The sequence below is a fragment of the Stieleria marina genome, assembly GCA_007741555.1.
Classification (GTDB): Bacteria; Planctomycetota; Planctomycetia; order Pirellulales; family Pirellulaceae; genus K23-9.
Window position 1 is genome coordinate 6,049,812 of the sequence record CP036526.1, and the last position, 16,459, is coordinate 6,066,270.

General features: G+C 54.3%; 13 protein-coding genes. 4 read left to right on the top strand and 9 right to left on the bottom strand.

Annotated features, from left to right (window positions below):
- Nucleotides 1-50 precede the first annotated feature (50 nt).
- Nucleotides 51-1,004, top strand: a complete 954-nt coding sequence (locus K239x_RS21480; RefSeq protein ID WP_145420432.1) for a patatin-like phospholipase family protein — start codon at nucleotides 51-53, stop codon at nucleotides 1,002-1,004.
- Here the strand turns inward: K239x_RS21480 and K239x_RS21485 are convergent.
- Both K239x_RS21485 and K239x_RS21490 read right to left on the bottom strand, forming a co-directional pair.
- On the bottom strand, nucleotides 988-2,304 hold the full coding sequence (locus K239x_RS21485; RefSeq protein ID WP_145420433.1) for a VWA domain-containing protein: 1,317 nt from the start codon (nucleotides 2,302-2,304) through the stop codon (nucleotides 988-990). The genes K239x_RS21480 and K239x_RS21485 overlap by 17 nt on opposite strands.
- Before the next feature lie 11 nt (nucleotides 2,305-2,315).
- Nucleotides 2,316-3,275 (bottom strand): SHD1 domain-containing protein, encoded by a 960-nt coding sequence (locus K239x_RS21490; RefSeq protein ID WP_145420434.1) that lies wholly within the window; start codon nucleotides 3,273-3,275, stop codon nucleotides 2,316-2,318.
- Nucleotides 3,276-3,406: 131 nt separating this feature from the next.
- On the opposite strand from K239x_RS21490, the gene K239x_RS21495 reads away from it, so the two are divergent.
- A complete protein-coding gene (locus K239x_RS21495; RefSeq protein WP_145420435.1) occupies nucleotides 3,407-4,948 on the top strand; it encodes a sulfatase family protein in 1,542 nt (513 codons plus the stop codon).
- Nucleotides 4,949-4,989: 41 nt separating this feature from the next.
- Here K239x_RS21495 and K239x_RS21500 read toward each other — a convergent pair whose 3' ends face one another.
- Entirely contained in the window at nucleotides 4,990-5,952 is a 963-nt protein-coding gene (locus K239x_RS21500; protein ID WP_145420436.1) for an ABC transporter permease subunit, read from the bottom strand.
- A complete protein-coding gene (locus tag K239x_RS21505; RefSeq protein WP_145420437.1) occupies nucleotides 5,952-6,944 on the bottom strand; it encodes an ABC transporter ATP-binding protein in 993 nt (330 codons plus the stop codon). The genes K239x_RS21500 and K239x_RS21505 overlap by 1 nt, the downstream gene beginning before the upstream one ends.
- Nucleotides 6,945-7,123: 179 nt before the next feature.
- Between K239x_RS21505 and argJ the strand changes: the two genes are divergently transcribed.
- Nucleotides 7,124-8,317: a bifunctional glutamate N-acetyltransferase/amino-acid acetyltransferase ArgJ gene (gene argJ / locus K239x_RS21510; protein WP_145420438.1), complete on the top strand. Its 1,194-nt coding sequence runs from the start codon at nucleotides 7,124-7,126 to the stop codon at nucleotides 8,315-8,317.
- Between the two features lie 32 nt (nucleotides 8,318-8,349).
- Here argJ and miaA read toward each other — a convergent pair whose 3' ends face one another.
- Entirely contained in the window at nucleotides 8,350-9,327 is a 978-nt protein-coding gene (gene miaA / locus K239x_RS21515; RefSeq protein WP_419189252.1) for a tRNA (adenosine(37)-N6)-dimethylallyltransferase MiaA, read from the bottom strand.
- Nucleotides 9,328-9,658: 331 nt separating this feature from the next.
- Here miaA and K239x_RS21520 point away from each other — a divergent pair, with 331 nt between their 5' ends.
- Entirely contained in the window at nucleotides 9,659-10,183 is a 525-nt protein-coding gene (locus K239x_RS21520; protein ID WP_473163547.1) for a GNAT family N-acetyltransferase, read from the top strand.
- 5 nt (nucleotides 10,184-10,188) lie between these two features.
- Here K239x_RS21520 and K239x_RS21525 read toward each other — a convergent pair whose 3' ends face one another.
- The 4 genes from K239x_RS21525 to K239x_RS21540 form a co-directional block, all read right to left on the bottom strand.
- Nucleotides 10,189-12,027, bottom strand: a complete 1,839-nt coding sequence (locus K239x_RS21525) for a sulfotransferase (protein WP_145420441.1) — start codon at nucleotides 12,025-12,027, stop codon at nucleotides 10,189-10,191.
- A gap of 76 nt (nucleotides 12,028-12,103) precedes the next feature.
- Nucleotides 12,104-12,313 (bottom strand): hypothetical protein, encoded by a 210-nt coding sequence (locus K239x_RS21530; protein WP_145420442.1) that lies wholly within the window; start codon nucleotides 12,311-12,313, stop codon nucleotides 12,104-12,106.
- 63 nt (nucleotides 12,314-12,376) lie between these two features.
- Nucleotides 12,377-13,237: a hypothetical protein gene (locus K239x_RS21535; protein WP_145420443.1), complete on the bottom strand. Its 861-nt coding sequence runs from the start codon at nucleotides 13,235-13,237 to the stop codon at nucleotides 12,377-12,379.
- Nucleotides 13,238-13,355: 118 nt separating this feature from the next.
- Nucleotides 13,356-16,451 carry a WD40 repeat domain-containing serine/threonine protein kinase gene (locus tag K239x_RS21540; RefSeq protein ID WP_145420444.1) on the bottom strand — a complete coding sequence of 1,032 codons (3,096 nt, stop codon included), beginning with the start codon at nucleotides 16,449-16,451 and terminating at the stop codon, nucleotides 13,356-13,358.
- Nucleotides 16,452-16,459 lie beyond the last annotated feature (8 nt).

Consider the following 16,459-nt stretch of genomic DNA (forward strand, 5'->3'; position numbering starts at 1 on the left):
CAACGACTCCGCAGGCGGAGTCGTTGGCCCCTTTTAAAGAGGTCACCAACATGAAATTGATTGAGCTATTCAACTTTCGCAAAGAGGACCTAAGCGCCCAGTCGAATCGTCGCGCGGTGATTGCACTTGGCGGTGGCGGTGCTCGTGGAATAGCTCATCTGGGAGCCATGCAATTAATCGGCGAGTCAGGGATTCAAACCGAGCGCATCGTGGGTGTCAGCATCGGATCTTTGGTGGGCGCGATGTGCGCTGTAGAACCAGATATCCGGCGGGTGCAGGCAGCCACGATTGAATTCCTGCACTCGTCGATCTTTTTGGAAAACTTCACTTCCGTGGTGGGCCCCGCCTCAAAACTGTCGGCACCCGAGCAAGAATCGCCTTCGCTTTCGTGGTACGCCAGCATGTTGTCGCGGCTTCGCAAAACCGTCGCCAATAGCCGCCGTTTGCGCCGCGCGATCACAGGGCCATCGTTGATGCACGATAGTCTGCTGCGCGACGCCATCGAACACTTGCTACCAGACATCGACATCCGCGAAACCGCCATTCCGCTCAGCATCGTTGCAGCGGATCTGATTAGCGGACAACGAATGGTTTTGGAATCGGGTTCGCTGCGACAAGCCGTGTTGGCATCGACCGCGATCCCCGGCTTTTTCCCGCCGGTCAACTGGGAAAACCATCTTCTGTGTGACATCGGTGTGCTGGATTCGTTGCCGACTGAAGTTGCTCGCAGCTACGCAAGCGACATGGTCATCGGCGTCGACGTCGGGGCTGACCACACATCGATTCCTCGTCCGGGCACGGCAATGGAAGTGATGATGCGGATGGACGAGATCGGTGAACGCATCCTGCGCCGAACCGCAATCGAAAAGGCCGACGTGGTCATTCGGCCAAGTGTTGGTGGGCGGCCGTGGTTTGATTTTTCAGATCCTGAGCGTGCAATCGGTGCAGGCCGTACGGCGGCGCAGCGTGACCTAGCTGCTTTCCTCGCTACTCCGGCTGCGTAAATTCGCCGCTGCAACGTTTGGCCAATGTCGCTAAGAATGACTTGGTCTTTGAATTCACCGCGATACCGATCGTGTTGATCTTCAAATGTCGCAGTTGATTTTGACGCACGATGTCATTCACGATGTGATCCGGGTGCACGATGGCCCCACTGCTGGGAATACCGTCCGTCAAAAGAAAGACGGCTTCCAGGTCATCGTCAAAGTTCATCGATTCACACAACGCTCCGTGCGTGTTCGTGCTGCCCCCAAAACCCAACCGGTACACAAACGCCTTGGCGTCCTGTTTGTTGTCCGGCGTCGCAACGACCAGGCCCTTTTTCCACTGACGCACAGTCTCTGCGTAGAAGATGATGCCAAATTCGTCGTCTTCGGGCAACGCTTCGATCGCCTTGATCAAAGCATCTTTTGCGTGCCAAAGCCGACTGCCCCAGCGCCCGTTATGGCTACTGCCCTTTTTCATGCTGCCGGAGTGATCGATGACAAAAACAAGCCGTTTCGCCTCGATATCAATGCCGTAATACTTCTGGCGGCGTAGTTGAATTCGGTTGGCTGACTCGCTGTACGTCGCGTCCTTGAAGATCGAATCCGGCGATTCGGAATAGCCAGCCAACTTCACCGACGGACCAGTGGTGCTACCGTTTTTCCAAGCTGCAAAGCGTTCTTCGTCGCCCAAAAAATCGTCCACCGTGATGCCTTGAAACACCGTGTTCATTTCATGCAAAAGCTGGCCGTCCACGTTTCTTCTGATTTGAGCCAAAAATTCGTAGGCGTCCGGGTGATCCATTAGGGTCAATGCACGGACCAAGTTGAACCGAAATCCGTAGTGTGTTTTCCACTCGGACCGTCCAACTTGTTGCTTGAGCGATTCGATGGCCTCGATACACTTTTGGCGACCGAGAGCATTGGCGCAAAACATCGAAATCTGCATTTGGTCGCTATCCAGCAAATCCACCAAAGCCCGCGTGGCTGCGGGGTCGTCCACCGACGCGATCAATTGAATCAATGCGGGCGTGCTTCCGGCGATGGGTCGACCAGCAACGACTTGATTCGAATGCTCACGCAACGCATGCACCAGTTCGTCCAACGCGTCGCGTTTGGCCTCATTTTTGAACTTCAACGAAGCGATAGCCTTCAAACGCACTGATTCGCTGCGTCCTACCAAGGAACGCACCAATCGCGACTGTGACAGGTCCACACTGGCAGCGTTGCCGTTGCCCTCCGCCTTCGCGTGCGATGTCCCGCAAACCGCGCACAGCGATGCCGCAACGACGGCAGATCGAATCACACTTTGGAATGACACAGCGGTTTCTCCTATCGGCTCAATTTCCTGACGGGACCGTTGCGAAACCCGGGATTGGATCGCAAAGCTTTCTGAGTTGCTTCTAAACTATTGCGTCCATATGCAACGACCCAACGTGGACGTGCATACGTGCCCGGCAGAGGGTAGAGCGTGATCTCCCACGCGGACGTCAGACCAGATTGGATTGCTTGAAACTGCAAGTTCATCACGGCGACCTGACGATGAAATGCCTCATTACGCCGCCGTCGCTCTTCAGCCTGTGCGTAGCGTTCTTGATCGCTCTTGTAGGCGGCCGCGGCTGACTGCAGCATAAACGTCTCACGCTCGGCCTTCTGCACATCCGCTTTCGCCGCCAACCAATCGTCCCAGCCTGGCTTTAACATTTGCTGGTCTTCTTTGGTGAACAGAAAGAAGGGGACACCGTATTCGTCACCGTTTTCGAGTTCGAACAAGACGCCACTGAGTTGAAATGTCTTGGGCTTGCCTTTTAGCGAACGCACCCAGTCTTTAAATCCCTTCCGATCCATTTCGTCGGTGCGTTCGAGTTCTTCGACAATCTGCGGAAGCATAAACTGGTAAATCTGCGGAAGATTTTCAAACACGATGTTGTTCACGTATGTCTTGCCGCGCCGCGCTTGGACAGTGACATCTCGCTGTGCGAAATCAACGATTCGCCCCACGACTTTCAAACCGTTGTTCAAGTGCCATGTTTGAAGCTGATCGATGGTCGTCGCGTGCACATCCTTGGCTTCTTTGGACTCCAAATACATTTTGTCTTGCTCGGACAGTTTGTCGATCGGGAACGCCCCCAAATCTCCATCCTTGCGTTGCAAGATTACCGCGGCATCATCGAATCCGACCATGTCTGCATCCAACGTGTAGTTGCCCGAACTATCCGTCCAAGTTCGGGCCAACAGGGGCGATCCGATTGCGGCAATCAGACCAACTAAAACAAGGTTTCTGGGAAACATCTCTGTGAACTCTCTTTCGCGAAAGAATTGAAGCCAGTCGTGCAAAACGTCGGTCACTGTTCAGAGTATCATTTTCGCATATCCGCTGCGAATCAAACTGGCACCTGACCGTTTTTAACGAGCTTTACTCCATGCGAAATGTCGTTTTCTTTGCCCTGCCCGCACTATTGGCAAGTTTCGCGATTCCCGCCAGCACGTCCCAGGCCGTCGAACCTTCGGCCAAGCCGAATGTATTGATCCTGTACGCCGATGACATGGGGTTTGGGGACTTGGGCGCACAGAACGTCGACTCCAAAATCCCCACGCCCAACCTGGACACATTGGCCAGCCAAGGGATGCGGTTCACGGATGGACACTCTTCGTCGGGGATCTGCACGCCTAGCCGATATGCACTGCTGACGGGCCGACACCATTGGCGAGATTTTCACGGCATCGTCAATGCATTTGGCGGTTCCGTTTTCAAACCGGAACGATTGACGTTGCCGGAGATGCTGAAAGCAAACGGCTATCGCACCGCAGCAATCGGAAAGTGGCACTTGGGTTGGGACTGGGACGCGATCAAGAAACCCAATGCAAAGCCCGTCAAGGAAGGTCGCAAAATGGCCTTCAAACCCGACGCGTTCAACTGGGACATGGCGATTCCCGATGGACCGTTGGCACACGGATTCGATTCGTATTTCGGCGACACGGTCATTAACTTTCCTCCCTACTGCTGGATCGAAAACGACCGAGTGCAGAAAGCTCCGACCGAGATGATGGACTCTACGAAATGGAAACCGATCAAAGAAGGCAACTGGGAATGTCGCCCCGGACCAATGGCATCGGACTGGGATCCCTACCAAAACATCCCAACAACCACTGCTCGCGGCGTCGAATTTCTGAAATCCCAACGTGATAGCGACGAACCGTTCTTGTTGTACTTCGCATTTCCATCGCCTCACGCTCCCATCATCCCGAATGATCAGTTCGACGGAAAATCAGGCGCAGGCGCGTACGGTGATTTCGTTTTTGAGACTGATGATGCATGCGGCCAACTGCTCCGTGCTCTTGAGGACTCGGGAAAAGCAGACAACACGATCGTGATTTTCACGGCTGACAATGGTCCCGAGCGATATGCCTATGTCCGCGACGAAAAGTACGACCATTGGTCCGCGAAACCGTTTCGTGGCTTGAAGCGTGATATCTATGAAGGCGGACACCACGTTCCATTTGTGATTCGCTGGCCAGGTGTTACTCAAGCGGGCAGCGTCAGTGAATCGCTTGTTTCGCAAGTCGACATCATGGCAACCCTGGCCGGTCACATCGGCTTTGCTTTGCCCGATGATGCGGCCGAAGACTCGCACGATTTGCGTCCGCTGCTGACAAACCCGACCGCTTCGGTGCGGACCACTCATGTGCACAACACTAAACAGAACAGCTACGCGTTTCGCGATGGCAAATGGCTGCTAATCGATGCCCCAAACGGCTACGTCAGTGCGCGAAACAAAACATGGGAATCAAAACACAGCTATCCCAATGATGATGATGGACCAGCCGAGCTGTACGATTTGTCAAACGACATTGGCCAACGCAACAACGTAGCATCACAGCATCCTGAGCAGGTCGCCAGAATGCAGGGGTTGTTGGCAAAGATTCGCAAGCAAGGTTATTCGGCGCCGCGACTGGCCAAGTGATGTGCGATCATCGTCAATGCGAATGAACGCTTGGGCTGCGACTACAGCGGCGCTGGAAGATCTCGGCGATCAAAACGAATGGCGGCGATTATATAAAACACGATGCCACCCCCAATCAGGATCAACGGATACACCAGCGGCGGCAACACCAAGTCAGCGGACACTTCCGTCAGACTCCAAGGTCCCGCCATTCCTTTTTCGCCGACGATTGCGGCCATTTTTTGCGGTTTGTAGCAACTGAAGAAACTCATATTCAACAGCCAATCCAACGACTTGGCCGCTTTGCCCAAACCAAACATCACCAACTGAATGATGTAGACACCGACCACACAGCCCACGGTTCGCCAGCGATAGCGATCCAAACTGCTAAACAAAGTTGCCAACGACAGCACGAAGAAACCAAATGCAAACAGGTGAAAAGTTGGCGATGCATAAGTTCGCACATCGACCCGATCGGCCAGCGGAACTTTTTCCACCAGCGGCTCTCCGGCCGAAAGCGGTATCTCCCAATTAAAGATCGGAATGGTGACCTGCGGCGCAGGGATTTCTTCGTCGACATCATTCGTGTAGACGCCCAACCCGATGCCAGCCCAAACCAACAAGCACAGTCCAATCAGTCCGCCGATGGACACGATCGCGTGAGACCCTAGCAATTGGCGGCGACTGATCGGCTGCGAAAGTAGCATCTCCAGCGTCCCCCGCCCTAATTCGCCACTGATGACGTCACTGCCCCGTGCGACACTCCAAATCACCACACAAAGAATCACAATCGGTTCGTCGTAGACCAGTGCCACTTGCCCGGCGTAGCTCATCAAAGCCGAGAATTCGATGGGCGCAAAATGCTCGAACTCTTTTAATTGATCTAGAATGCCTTGGTACTGGCTGAGATTAAAGAACGTTCCCACCCAGACGCGAACCCAGGCGAACGTGAACAGAATAAAGGCACAAGCGAGGAACAGCAGCATCGACTGTCCGATGTACTTTTTGATCAAAACGCGGTCCATCAGATCGCCACCTTTTGACCAGCATGCACGGCGTCATAAACCGAACGCAGCCCAAGCGGTTCGATTCGAAGGTCCGAAAGTCCCAAGGAGTTGATCCACGGTAAGAACCCCGCCAAATCACCTGCCGTATCGATCGTCACGCGGCCCTCTCGATCGCCGATCGCGTCGACGATGGTGATGGATGCGGAATTCGCCAACGGATCGGGTATCTCAGGTACCGTGCTCGGGGCTTTGGCGGTCACGCGATGTCGCTGAAAAAGCTCGGCCATTTTCAATTCATGAGCCAAAACACCGTGCCGCAAAAAAGCGACTTCATCACACGTTTCTTCGATCTCGCTCAGAACGTGAGACGAAAAAACAACCGTGCGTCCTTCGTTTTGAGCTTCACGGACCAAATTCAAAACCTCGCCGCGGACCGTGGGGTCCAAGTTGGCAGTCGGTTCGTCCAAGATCAACAACGGTGTTTCCGTCGCAAGCACGACCGCCAACGCCAATTTTTGCCGCATTCCTGTCGACATAAACGCTACCCGGCGACGAAGGTCCAGTTCCAAACGCTTCGCGATGCTGTGGCTCTTGTCTCGATTTCCGCTGGGATGAATTTCCGAAAAAAACTTCAGCACGCCATCACCACGCATGTGACGTGGCAACCGAGCATCACCGGGCAGATAGCTCACCTCTCGCCGGACGGCAACCGAATCAACTTCCGGGTTCAGCCCCGCGATCGCGCAACTTCCGCCCGTGGGATGCAGGTACCCCAAAAGCAAACGAATCAGCGTCGTTTTACCAGCACCGTTTGGGCCTAATAAACCAAAAACATCGCCCTGCCGAACGCGAACATCGCAGTCCTTGAGTGCGTCGAAATCACCGTAGCGTTTGGAAAGTCCCTGGCAGCGTACGATGTCGGTCCGTGCGTCACACGTCGGCGAGTAGCCGGTATTGGCGGCGCCGGGATCGTCCGTTTCGTCAGCAGTTTCTTCCACAGAATCCGTCATTTGCGAATGGGGTGCGTTCAACGATACTGCCGTGATAAATTGGACGTTCAAAGGGACGTTTTAATCGGCCCAACGCTTTCAGGATCATAACCGCAAAACACGAGAGCACGTCACTTTAGTGCTCTTGCCAAGCTTTGCCGATCCTAGGCAGCCCTCCCCACACTATCCCAAACGAATCGATGTCAGAGCCAGCCCCCTCACTGCCCGCCGGATTTCAATTTTCGGGTGTCGCCTGCGGAATCAAAGCAAGCGGCAAAAAAGACGTTTCTTTGATTGTGTCGGAAAGGGACGTAGTGGGGGCAGGTGTATTTACGAAGAACCAAATCGTCGCCGCACCTGTCCTGCTGTGCAAAGCTCGTACGCCGTCGGAAACGATCCGTGCGGTTGTGACCAACAGTGGCAATGCGAATGCGTGCACGGGCCAAAGCGGCATGGACGACGCAGTGACCATGTGCCAGCAAGTCGCCGCCAAGGTCGGATGCGACGAAAGCCAGGTGCTGGTCATGAGCACCGGCGTGATTGGGCAGCCGCTTCCGATGGATAAGATCGCCGTCGGAATTGAGCAGGCTCATGATCAACTAAGCAACGATCACGAGTCGTTTTTGTCGGCTGCTGATGCCATTTTGACCACAGACAACGCACGCAAAATGGTGCAGCGAACGGTCGTCTGTGGCGGCAAGTCGTACGAGATCGCGGCGATGGCCAAAGGCGCCGGAATGATTTCGCCCAACATGGCGACGATGCTGGCGGTGGTTTTGACGGACGCCCCCCTGGAATCGACACAGTGTCAAACCATGTTGGCCAAAGCGGCTGACTTGAGTTTCAATCGAGTCAGCGTGGATGGGCACACCAGTACCAACGATACGCTGTTGCTGTTGTCCAGCGGCCAGGGCGAACCGCTCAGTGGCGAACCGCTCCAGGACTTCGTGGACCAGTTAAACGATTTGTGCATCGAACTGGCAAAGAAACTGGTCGCCGATGGCGAGGGGGCGACGCATGTCATGCAGGTCCACGTCCATGGTGCCGCCGATGATTCGGCCGCTGAGTTGATTGCGCGAACGGTCGCAGCCAGCCCGTTGGTAAAAACAGCAATCACCGGCGGCGATCCCAACTGGGGACGGATTGTTTCGGCGGCGGGTTACGCAGAAGCCAAAATCGATCCGACAAAAACGACCCTCAAAATTTGCGGACAGGCCATCTACTTGGAGGGAGTCCCCCAGTCGTTCGATGCAGCCGCTCTGAGCAAGAAGATGAAGGCCAATGTTGACGTCGAAATCGATCTACAAGTCGGACTGCAAAGTGGCAAAGCGACGTTTTGGTCAAGCGATCTGACGACCGAATACGTCACGTTCAATTCGGAATACACCACATAACAAGCCGGTTGCCAAAGATTACGAGGTCGACGTTATCCAACCTGCGCGGCAATCTTTTCCGCCAGCGCGGTTGCGTCGATCACTTCGGCGGCATCGATCGGGCGTATTTCCGTGAATGATCGGAACCAGGTCTCTTGGCGGCGGGCAAGCTGCCGAGTGTGAGCGGCGATCTCCTCTTTGATTCGGTCTAGATCACCGCCGTCGCGCACGTATTCGATTAGCTCTCGATAACCGACGCCCTGGGCAGCGGTCCGAGACAAGGACTGGTAGCGATCAAGAAGCCCACGCACTTCATCGACGATTCCCGACTGGAACATCGTTTCGACGCGTTGATTGATCCGGGCGTGCAATTCGGCTCTTGGGACTTTCATTGCAAAAACAGAGCAGTCTTTGGCCGCACGTGCACGATCAAACTGCGACTGACGATGCGTCAACGGTTGACCAGCCCAGCGAGCGACTTCCAAAGCACGCGTCATTCTCCTTACATCATTGGGACCGATGCGATGCGCCGCGACCGGATCGACTTGGCGAAGCCGCTGCCGGAGAGCTTCGGCGCCGTGTTGCTTGACGTCGTCTTCGACAGCTTTGCGAAAATCCCAATCAGCGGGTGGTCCGGGATCGAATCCACGCAGCACCCCCTTGAGAAACATAGGCGTGCCCCCGACAAAAATCGCTCGTTTGCCTCGTTGCTTCAGATCACGAACGATTTCCCGGGCGGACTGCAAGTAACACGCAACGCTGTATTCTTCGTCGGGATCAACCACATCGATCAAATGATGCACGACGCGCAGCTGGTCGTCGGGGCTAGGCTTTGCACTGCCAATGTCCATCCCGCGATAGACTGCGACCGAATCAAGCGACAGAATTTCGCCGTCGATTTTTTGTGCCAATTCGATTGCGACGTCGCTCTTCCCCGACGCAGTGGGTCCGGTCAAAACGATCGCATCATCGACCAATGGAGCCAGAACATCCCCCTGGGTATCGGAAGAATCGGAATTGGAAGGTTCCAAACGGGGTGCCTCATCATGCTGCATAACCGGCGAATTTTATCAGTTGGGATTCAATTGGCGTAGTCCACCGCGACCGAGCGTGGCAATCCACGGCTGAGCGAGCTGTATTGTTGGTCGTAGTACTGGTTACTGGTCGTCGCAGATATAGCAGGCACCATCACTGGGATCGTCCGATTCTGCCCAAGAATCGCTTGGACTGGCCCGCCCCGGTGTTAGAATTGATTGACTATAGGAATCCGCCAAGCGGCCATCTAAGTCCAAACGCCGATTTCTGCCAACCACGTCTGAGATAGCAAACCGCATGGGCCTGACGTATTTCAAACGATTCCGAATGGACTGCGATCTTCGCGAAGCGTTGCCCGCGGCTCGTCCGTTGCCATCAGGGTACGAACTGGTGCCGTTCAGCCAAGATCTGATTCGGCAACACGCGATCGCTAAATACGAAAGTTTTCGTCACGAACTGGATGCCAACGTGTTTCCGTGCTTGGGTCGCCGCGATGGCTGCTTGCGATTGATGCGCGAGATCGCTTCCAGGCCGACGTTTGTTCCCGAATCCACTTGGTTACTACGTCACCGTGATCAGAGGGGGCGAATCGAGAGCATCGGGACGATCCAAGGACTGCAGAGCGAAGGCTGGGGTGCGATCCAAAATCTTGGCGTCCAGCAATCGCATCGTGGTCTTGGCCTAGGCTCCATCTTACTGATGAAAGCCGCTGCCGGTTTTTGGAATGCTGGTCTGCAAAAGATTCATCTCGAAGTCACCACCGAAAACACGGCCGCCATTCGTCTGTACGAACGACTCGGGTTCAAACGAGCGCAAGTGGTTTACAAAGCGGCGGATGTCGCTGGCGTCTAAATCAGCTACGCGTCGGTCGGCTCAGGAACGGAGTGGTCCGTTTCGAAAGCGTATCCCAGCCGAACTCGTAGATCGCCCAACATCTGATTCGCTGTTTGCTTGATCGCGTCGGTAAAGTTGGGCGAATCACGCCAACCTCCGGCGATGCCTTGCCGGCGAAATTCCAACCGGCCGGTTCGTTTGTAGTTTTCAAAGCGATGTTTTTCAACACTTCGCAAAACGTGCTTTTCGTTGATCGCCTGCCCCAGGATCTGTGCACACTGCTGCAAGCCCCCTGCAGTGTCATCGAGCAGGTTTTCGTAAGACAACCAAAGACGCTGATTGTCCGGGAAGGATTCGTAGGCGTTCAAAGCCGCGGTCATCGTTCGGTGAATATGCCGGGCCGTCCGCTCAGCGTGTTCGGGGTCAAGCGGATCGCCATCGGCGTCACCGAACCGATCGTTCCAGCTACCGCTGCGCTGGAGATCCAGATACGAGTCGAACACATCAAATGGGTCGCGTGCCAAAAAGACCAAGCGGCTTCGAGGGAACACGTCGTGTATCCACGGATAGATCTCTGGCGTGTTGACTTCTTTGACGGCCAATGCGTGGTCACCAAGCTTTGGAAAACGATCCTTGGCGACATCAAAAAACATGCTTCGCAGTCCGGCCAACCAGATGCTCTGTTGCTGCCGTGAAAAGAACGCTGACTTGCGATCGCGTTCCTCGGGCCTCTCCTGCAGATGGCGAAACAATCTTCCAAAATAGGGTTCGTGCCAACGCCGAATTCTGGGCAAATCTCCTAGCATTTCCGCCAGCCAAGTCGATCCAGTTCTTCCACAACCAATGATCCAGCCCGTCTGCGATTCGATCAAATCGATCTCCAAGGGAGAACCACCGGCAGTCAACAGCGCATGCGAAAGACGGTCGGCGCGATCAAAATACGTCTGTGATTGCAGCGTGATTTGTTTGGCTTCCTGGACTTTAATCCCACGCGTGTCAGGTTCGGTCAACGCTCGTTCGATCGACTCAATAGCAGAATCAGCATCGTCAAAATGGTAGATCGAGTCTCCGTAAATCGAATCAACTTCCGCTCGCCGTGGTCCACTGACCAGCGCGGCGTGGCCGAAAGCGGTCACTTCAAATATCCGCGGACTCGGCGAGACCGCAGGCCGATCGGACTCTCGAAAGACATTGATCGCAACGTGGCAATCCGAGTAGATCTGCCACTTTTCCGCTTCATCGACCGTCTTGATTTTGACATCGGCAAATTGAAAACGATCAAAAACCGTAGCGTCTCCTAGCACTTTGCCAGCGATCAACATTCTGCGTTGGTTGCGTTCGCAGTGCTCTGCAATTTCGACCAACAACGGGGCACGATCCTCGAACACCGTTCCCAAGAAGGCTACGTCATACGTTGGTTGATCACGCCGCGACAATTCAGGCGGCGGCAACGTGGCCGTCGGCAGATACTCGGCCCCCTCCCATGCACACTCCTTTTCGTTGGTGAAGCGATACGTATAAATCGATTCGGCATCTGGGATCGTGACGTACGGATCATCCGTCGCAATCAACACCGTCGGGATCCCGGCGCGCCGTATCGATTGCGGCACGCGACTGCGGTGCCCGCGAAAGTACAATCCGTCGACGAACACGACAAAGTCAATGTGGTTCGCTTGGTCGACGGCAGTCCCGATGATGTCGTTGCAAACGGCATCAATGCTAAGCAGCTTTAAAAACGAAAACGTGGAGTACGGAATGACATGCATTCCAGCCTGCTCCAACGCGACGCGGTACCCATCCCACACATCGCGAGTCGAAAAGTTTGCCGAGCCAGCGACCAAAAGAACCGTTGCCGATTTCATTGGTGCCTCGAACTATCGAGAGAACTGGACCTAGAACGCTTACAGACAGACAACACGAACCATGACTTTGAACTGATCACTGGCCACCGTCATAGTCGTAATTGTGTGTCATCGAGTCGGAAGCATCTCCCGTTTTGACTTGCTGGCTATTGGCCTGCATTGCATCGGATTTTGCAGTAATTCCCCACCAGCTCACAGCGGCCAAACTAGCGGAGCCGGTCGCTTTGATGAAATCTCGCCTTGGGACTGGCGAACGCCCTGGCGGATACTTTTGATCTTCATTCATGAGACAACTAACTAAAAAGCTTGCGCGGACACCTATTTCCAAAACGTCAAATCAAACGTCTTCTCAAACATGCGGTGGGACGAAATCAAAGCTGCCTTCGATTTCATCGGTGCCGTTGAGCCCCTGGACTGACACGATATCATTCGCTCGCGCAACCTTAAAATCAAAAGACATACCACTGGTAATCGTGACAGGAGCCGCTAAGCCGTGCAGCTTGAATGAGTGGTCCCCCGAATTGAACACCCGAAAATAGTTATCGCGTCTTCCGTTCCTCAAGGTGTTGATAATCACATGGTCCAGGCTTGGATCGGGATGCGTTGGAATCTTGGGGCCAATTTTAAACCGTCCGCTCCTCACGTCCCCCACTTGGTCAAGATGGAAGTAGATCCCTTTGGCCGAGGAGATCAACTCGACCTCCATACCATTTCCATCCAGCTCGATGTCGATCGATGTCTTCGGCTTCAAATTTGTCACGAGCGTCGGAGCTGTCGGATGCAACCGAAAAATTTTGAACGCATCATTGCCCGAATTGATGACACGATACAGAACACTTTTTGCGTTCGGGTTTGCGTCGCTCACAATGGAAAACATGCCACTTACTTTCGAAAACCGTCCACTCCTGACCTCCGAGTGTTCCGACAAGAATTCATAGATGCCTTCGACCATCTTGTCGCCCGCCGGTGTCGTGGGAGTCGCGGGAACCCGCTTGATCATGATGTCTCCTGAACCTGGACGGACATCAACACTGCAATCTGCCGGTAGCACGATGTTCGGCTGCCCTCGAATGGCGACTAAGAAAGCAGAGTAGCCAGAATTGAAAATCCGATAAGTTCCTCCATGACCATCAATGATAGGAAGTCCACGCCTGTTTCCGACCAAGATCTGCGTTGCGTCACCCGTAAATCGACCGCTGCGAATTGCCATGTTGTGCTCCCGGCTGTTCGAATCTTGAAGAAACTGCTTAAGCGAAATCATAACCCGCCAGCGGGGCAACTGTTCCTCCTAGTCAAAAGTCGGCTTGGGGCAGCCCATCCACCCTGGACTAGTGTTCAGTCCTCCAGATTCTGGCGTCGCCGTCGATTCCGGCAGAGAGCATCGTGCTTCCGTCAGCTGAAGCAGCGATTGAAAACAGTTGATGCTCGTCTCGATGCAAGCGAATTCGGCTGTCGCCATTTTCCAGGTCCCAGATCGCGATTGCGTTGCTGTCCCCTACCGAAGCAATCGCATTGCCTCCAGGGATGCGGATCAAATCGTTGACGTAGTTGACGTAGGCTTTGATTTTCCAAAGCTCTGCCATCGCTGATTGATCAAAACAGATGACCTCGCCACCGCGCGTGCCCACCACAATTTTGTCGCCGGCCATTACCAGGGATTCGCCTGAAGCATCCAAAGCGATTCTTGCGTTTTGCCACTCAAGACGGCTGAGCTCCGCAACTCGAATCTGCTGATGGCTGAATGAAACAGCAAGCTGTTGCGAGTCGCCGGACAATGCCAATGCAACTACCTTTGGCTGTTCAGAAATATCCGATTCGACGGGCAGGGCAAGTGAAAACAATTCCTTGGCGACCTGCTTGCGATTCAAATCGATGGAGTACCCGACAATGGGTCCACCTGATCTGCTGATGATCAAAAGTTTGCCGGATTGCGAAAACGTCATCTCATCAACATCAAGCTCGGCAATGGTTGCAACTGACTTGCCGCTACTAGACATAAGCTGCACTGGTAGACCTGCAGAACCGATCGCAACGACAGAGTTCTGTTCAGACGCACTCACCATTGGACGCCTATCCGAAGATTTAAAGAGCAAATCGACGGTACGCTTCTCAAAGTTCAACTTTTTGATCGATCCATCACGATAAGTTGCCACTGCCTCCTGCGATGACAGAAAGTCGATGTCAAAAATGGGTTCGTCACTGCCAATCATGAGCGCGCGTTGAAAGTCGCTCGTGTCAATCGTTCGGAGGATTCCTTTTGCCGACCCAACCGCCATTCGGCTTCCATTCTTGGAGACATCGAGCAGCCCCTCTACTCCATAGTGTGTTTGAATGTCACTGATTTCTTGGTGTGTCTCCAAATCGAAAATGGCAACCACCCCCTTACTTGAACACAGTGCCACCAACGAGCTCTTGCCAAGAAATCGAATGCCCGAAATCCAATCAAAACGCGTATTGAGATTGAACAGCGGAGTTCCATCGATCGTTTCGTGCATCAATAGGTAACCGCCTCTTGTCCCAGCAACCAAGCGATCGCCACTGGGCGAGAGCGCGACCGACTGAATCGAACGACCATCACGAATCGCGAATCTCATGTTCTTTGCGTCAACATCCCAAACGCGAATTACACCTTCACTGCCGATCGTGGCCAGCACACTTCCATCAAATGACGCATCCAAGGCGACTAATCCCTCGCGTCCAGTCGGAATCTCGCTGACCAGTTTCCATGTACCGACCTCCCAGACTCGTACCGCACCGCTGGCGCCTGACGAAAACAACCTCTTTCCATCGCCAGAGAATCGGACGACTTGCACCCCGACGCCGTGCTTAAAAATTGTCGGCAGTTTGCTTTCGTCGCTGATCGAATCCCAAACGTAAACCGATCCATCCTTTGCGCCCGCAGCCACTCGATTGTCGGCGTGAGAGATCGCAACGGCTTGCCAACGGCCAGCGTGAAACGGAATTTCGCGAATCGACTTGGCTGATTCGAATTCAAAAACACGCAAGAAGCGATCGTCAGCGATTGACGCCCACCAATCGCCGTCGCGACTGACTGCCAAGCCTTTGACGCGGCGTCCGTGTTGAGTGACCGCTTCGAAACGATTCAACTTTGCCGCCAGATACCGCCATTCAAAGCCTCGCAGATACTTCAACCCCGTCGTGTTGTATCGATCCAAAGTACTTCGGGTCGCTTCGATATCACCAACGCCTAAATGACTCGCTGCCATCGACATCTGCGACGCGTACAGCGATCGATTGGCCTGCAGCGTTTGCTTTCGGGCTTCTAACCAAAACGTGGTCGTTCCCGCCAAACCGATCAACAGGCTGGACAAAAACAGAGTGGTCAGGGACGCGGTCATTCGATTTCGCTGGCACCAACGCCAGGCCTTTTCGATTCGCGAAACGGGGCGTGCCAAGATCGGCTTCCCTTCCTTGAAACGCTGCAATTCATCGCAAAATTCGTCGGCCGTTTGGTAGCGACGGCCAGGCGCACGCTGAAGACACTTCAGGCAAATCGTTTCCAAATCCAGCGGAACCGACGTCCGGAGTTGTCGCAGTGGTGTGGGGTCTTCGTTGGACTTTTGGTGCAAAACTGCCTGCACGTTGCCACGGTACGGACGTTCGCCCGTGAGCATTTCGTACATCATCACGCCCATGGCATAAACGTCGGCGCGGCGATCAACTTGATCGACTTCTTGACCGGCCTGCTCGGGCGCCATGTAGAGAATGGTGCCGACAACTTTCCCGCGCGATGAGATCGATTCTTCGACGCTAACAACTTTTGCCAACCCAAAATCCGCCACCAACGGGACACCGGCATCGTCGACCAAAACGTTACCTGGCTTCATGTCGCGATGGACGATTTGGTTCTCGTGTGCATGGTGCAGACCTGACGCGATTCCTTGCAGTAGATCGACGACACGTGCCTGTGGCGGCAATCCCTTGCTGAGGTACGATCGCAAGTCGAGCCCGCTGACGTACTCGCAGACGATGAAAACCTGTCCTTCAAATTCGCCGACCTCGTGGACCGTCACGATATTGGGGTGCTGCAACTTGGCAGCCGTTTTGGCTTCCCGCACCAGCGACTTCGATGTGCCCCGACGTCTAACAGGTAGCTTTACCGCGACGCTGCGGTCCAACCGGGTATCCTTGGCCAGCCAAACCGTTCCGAACCCGCCTTGCCCCAGGACACGTTGCAATTCGAAGTGCGCGAACTGCCGCGGTTCGCCCCCCGCGGCTTCTGTTTCCAACGAAAAACCGTCATCAGCGTCTTCGCTCAACAGAGTCCCGCAGCTCGGACAACTGACCAGCGTCAAATCCTTATCGACAACGTCATCATCATTGGCAATGCTCAAGGTCCGGCCGAGACGACTTGACGGTCCGTCGTCAAACGAATGGTTGCAAACGGGACATTCACTATCCATTCGTTATC

Excerpts from the sequence above, each read along its gene's own strand:
- K239x_RS21480 (WP_145420432.1), top strand. The coding sequence starts at position 51 with ATGAAATTGATTGAGCTATTCAACTTTCGCAAAGAGGACCTAAGCGCC.
- K239x_RS21490 (WP_145420434.1), bottom strand. The coding sequence starts at position 3,275 with ATGTTTCCCAGAAACCTTGTTTTAGTTGGTCTGATTGCCGCAATCGGA.
- K239x_RS21495 (WP_145420435.1), top strand. The coding sequence starts at position 3,407 with ATGCGAAATGTCGTTTTCTTTGCCCTGCCCGCACTATTGGCAAGTTTC.
- K239x_RS21500 (WP_145420436.1), bottom strand. The coding sequence starts at position 5,952 with ATGGACCGCGTTTTGATCAAAAAGTACATCGGACAGTCGATGCTGCTG.
- K239x_RS21505 (WP_145420437.1), bottom strand. The coding sequence starts at position 6,944 with ATGACGGATTCTGTGGAAGAAACTGCTGACGAAACGGACGATCCCGGC.
- argJ (WP_145420438.1), top strand. The coding sequence starts at position 7,124 with ATGTCAGAGCCAGCCCCCTCACTGCCCGCCGGATTTCAATTTTCGGGT.
- K239x_RS21520 (WP_473163547.1), top strand. The coding sequence starts at position 9,659 with ATGGACTGCGATCTTCGCGAAGCGTTGCCCGCGGCTCGTCCGTTGCCA.
- K239x_RS21525 (WP_145420441.1), bottom strand. The coding sequence starts at position 12,027 with ATGAAATCGGCAACGGTTCTTTTGGTCGCTGGCTCGGCAAACTTTTCG.
- K239x_RS21530 (WP_145420442.1), bottom strand. The coding sequence starts at position 12,313 with ATGAATGAAGATCAAAAGTATCCGCCAGGGCGTTCGCCAGTCCCAAGG.
- K239x_RS21535 (WP_145420443.1), bottom strand. The coding sequence starts at position 13,237 with ATGGCAATTCGCAGCGGTCGATTTACGGGTGACGCAACGCAGATCTTG.
- K239x_RS21540 (WP_145420444.1), bottom strand. The coding sequence starts at position 16,451 with ATGGATAGTGAATGTCCCGTTTGCAACCATTCGTTTGACGACGGACCG.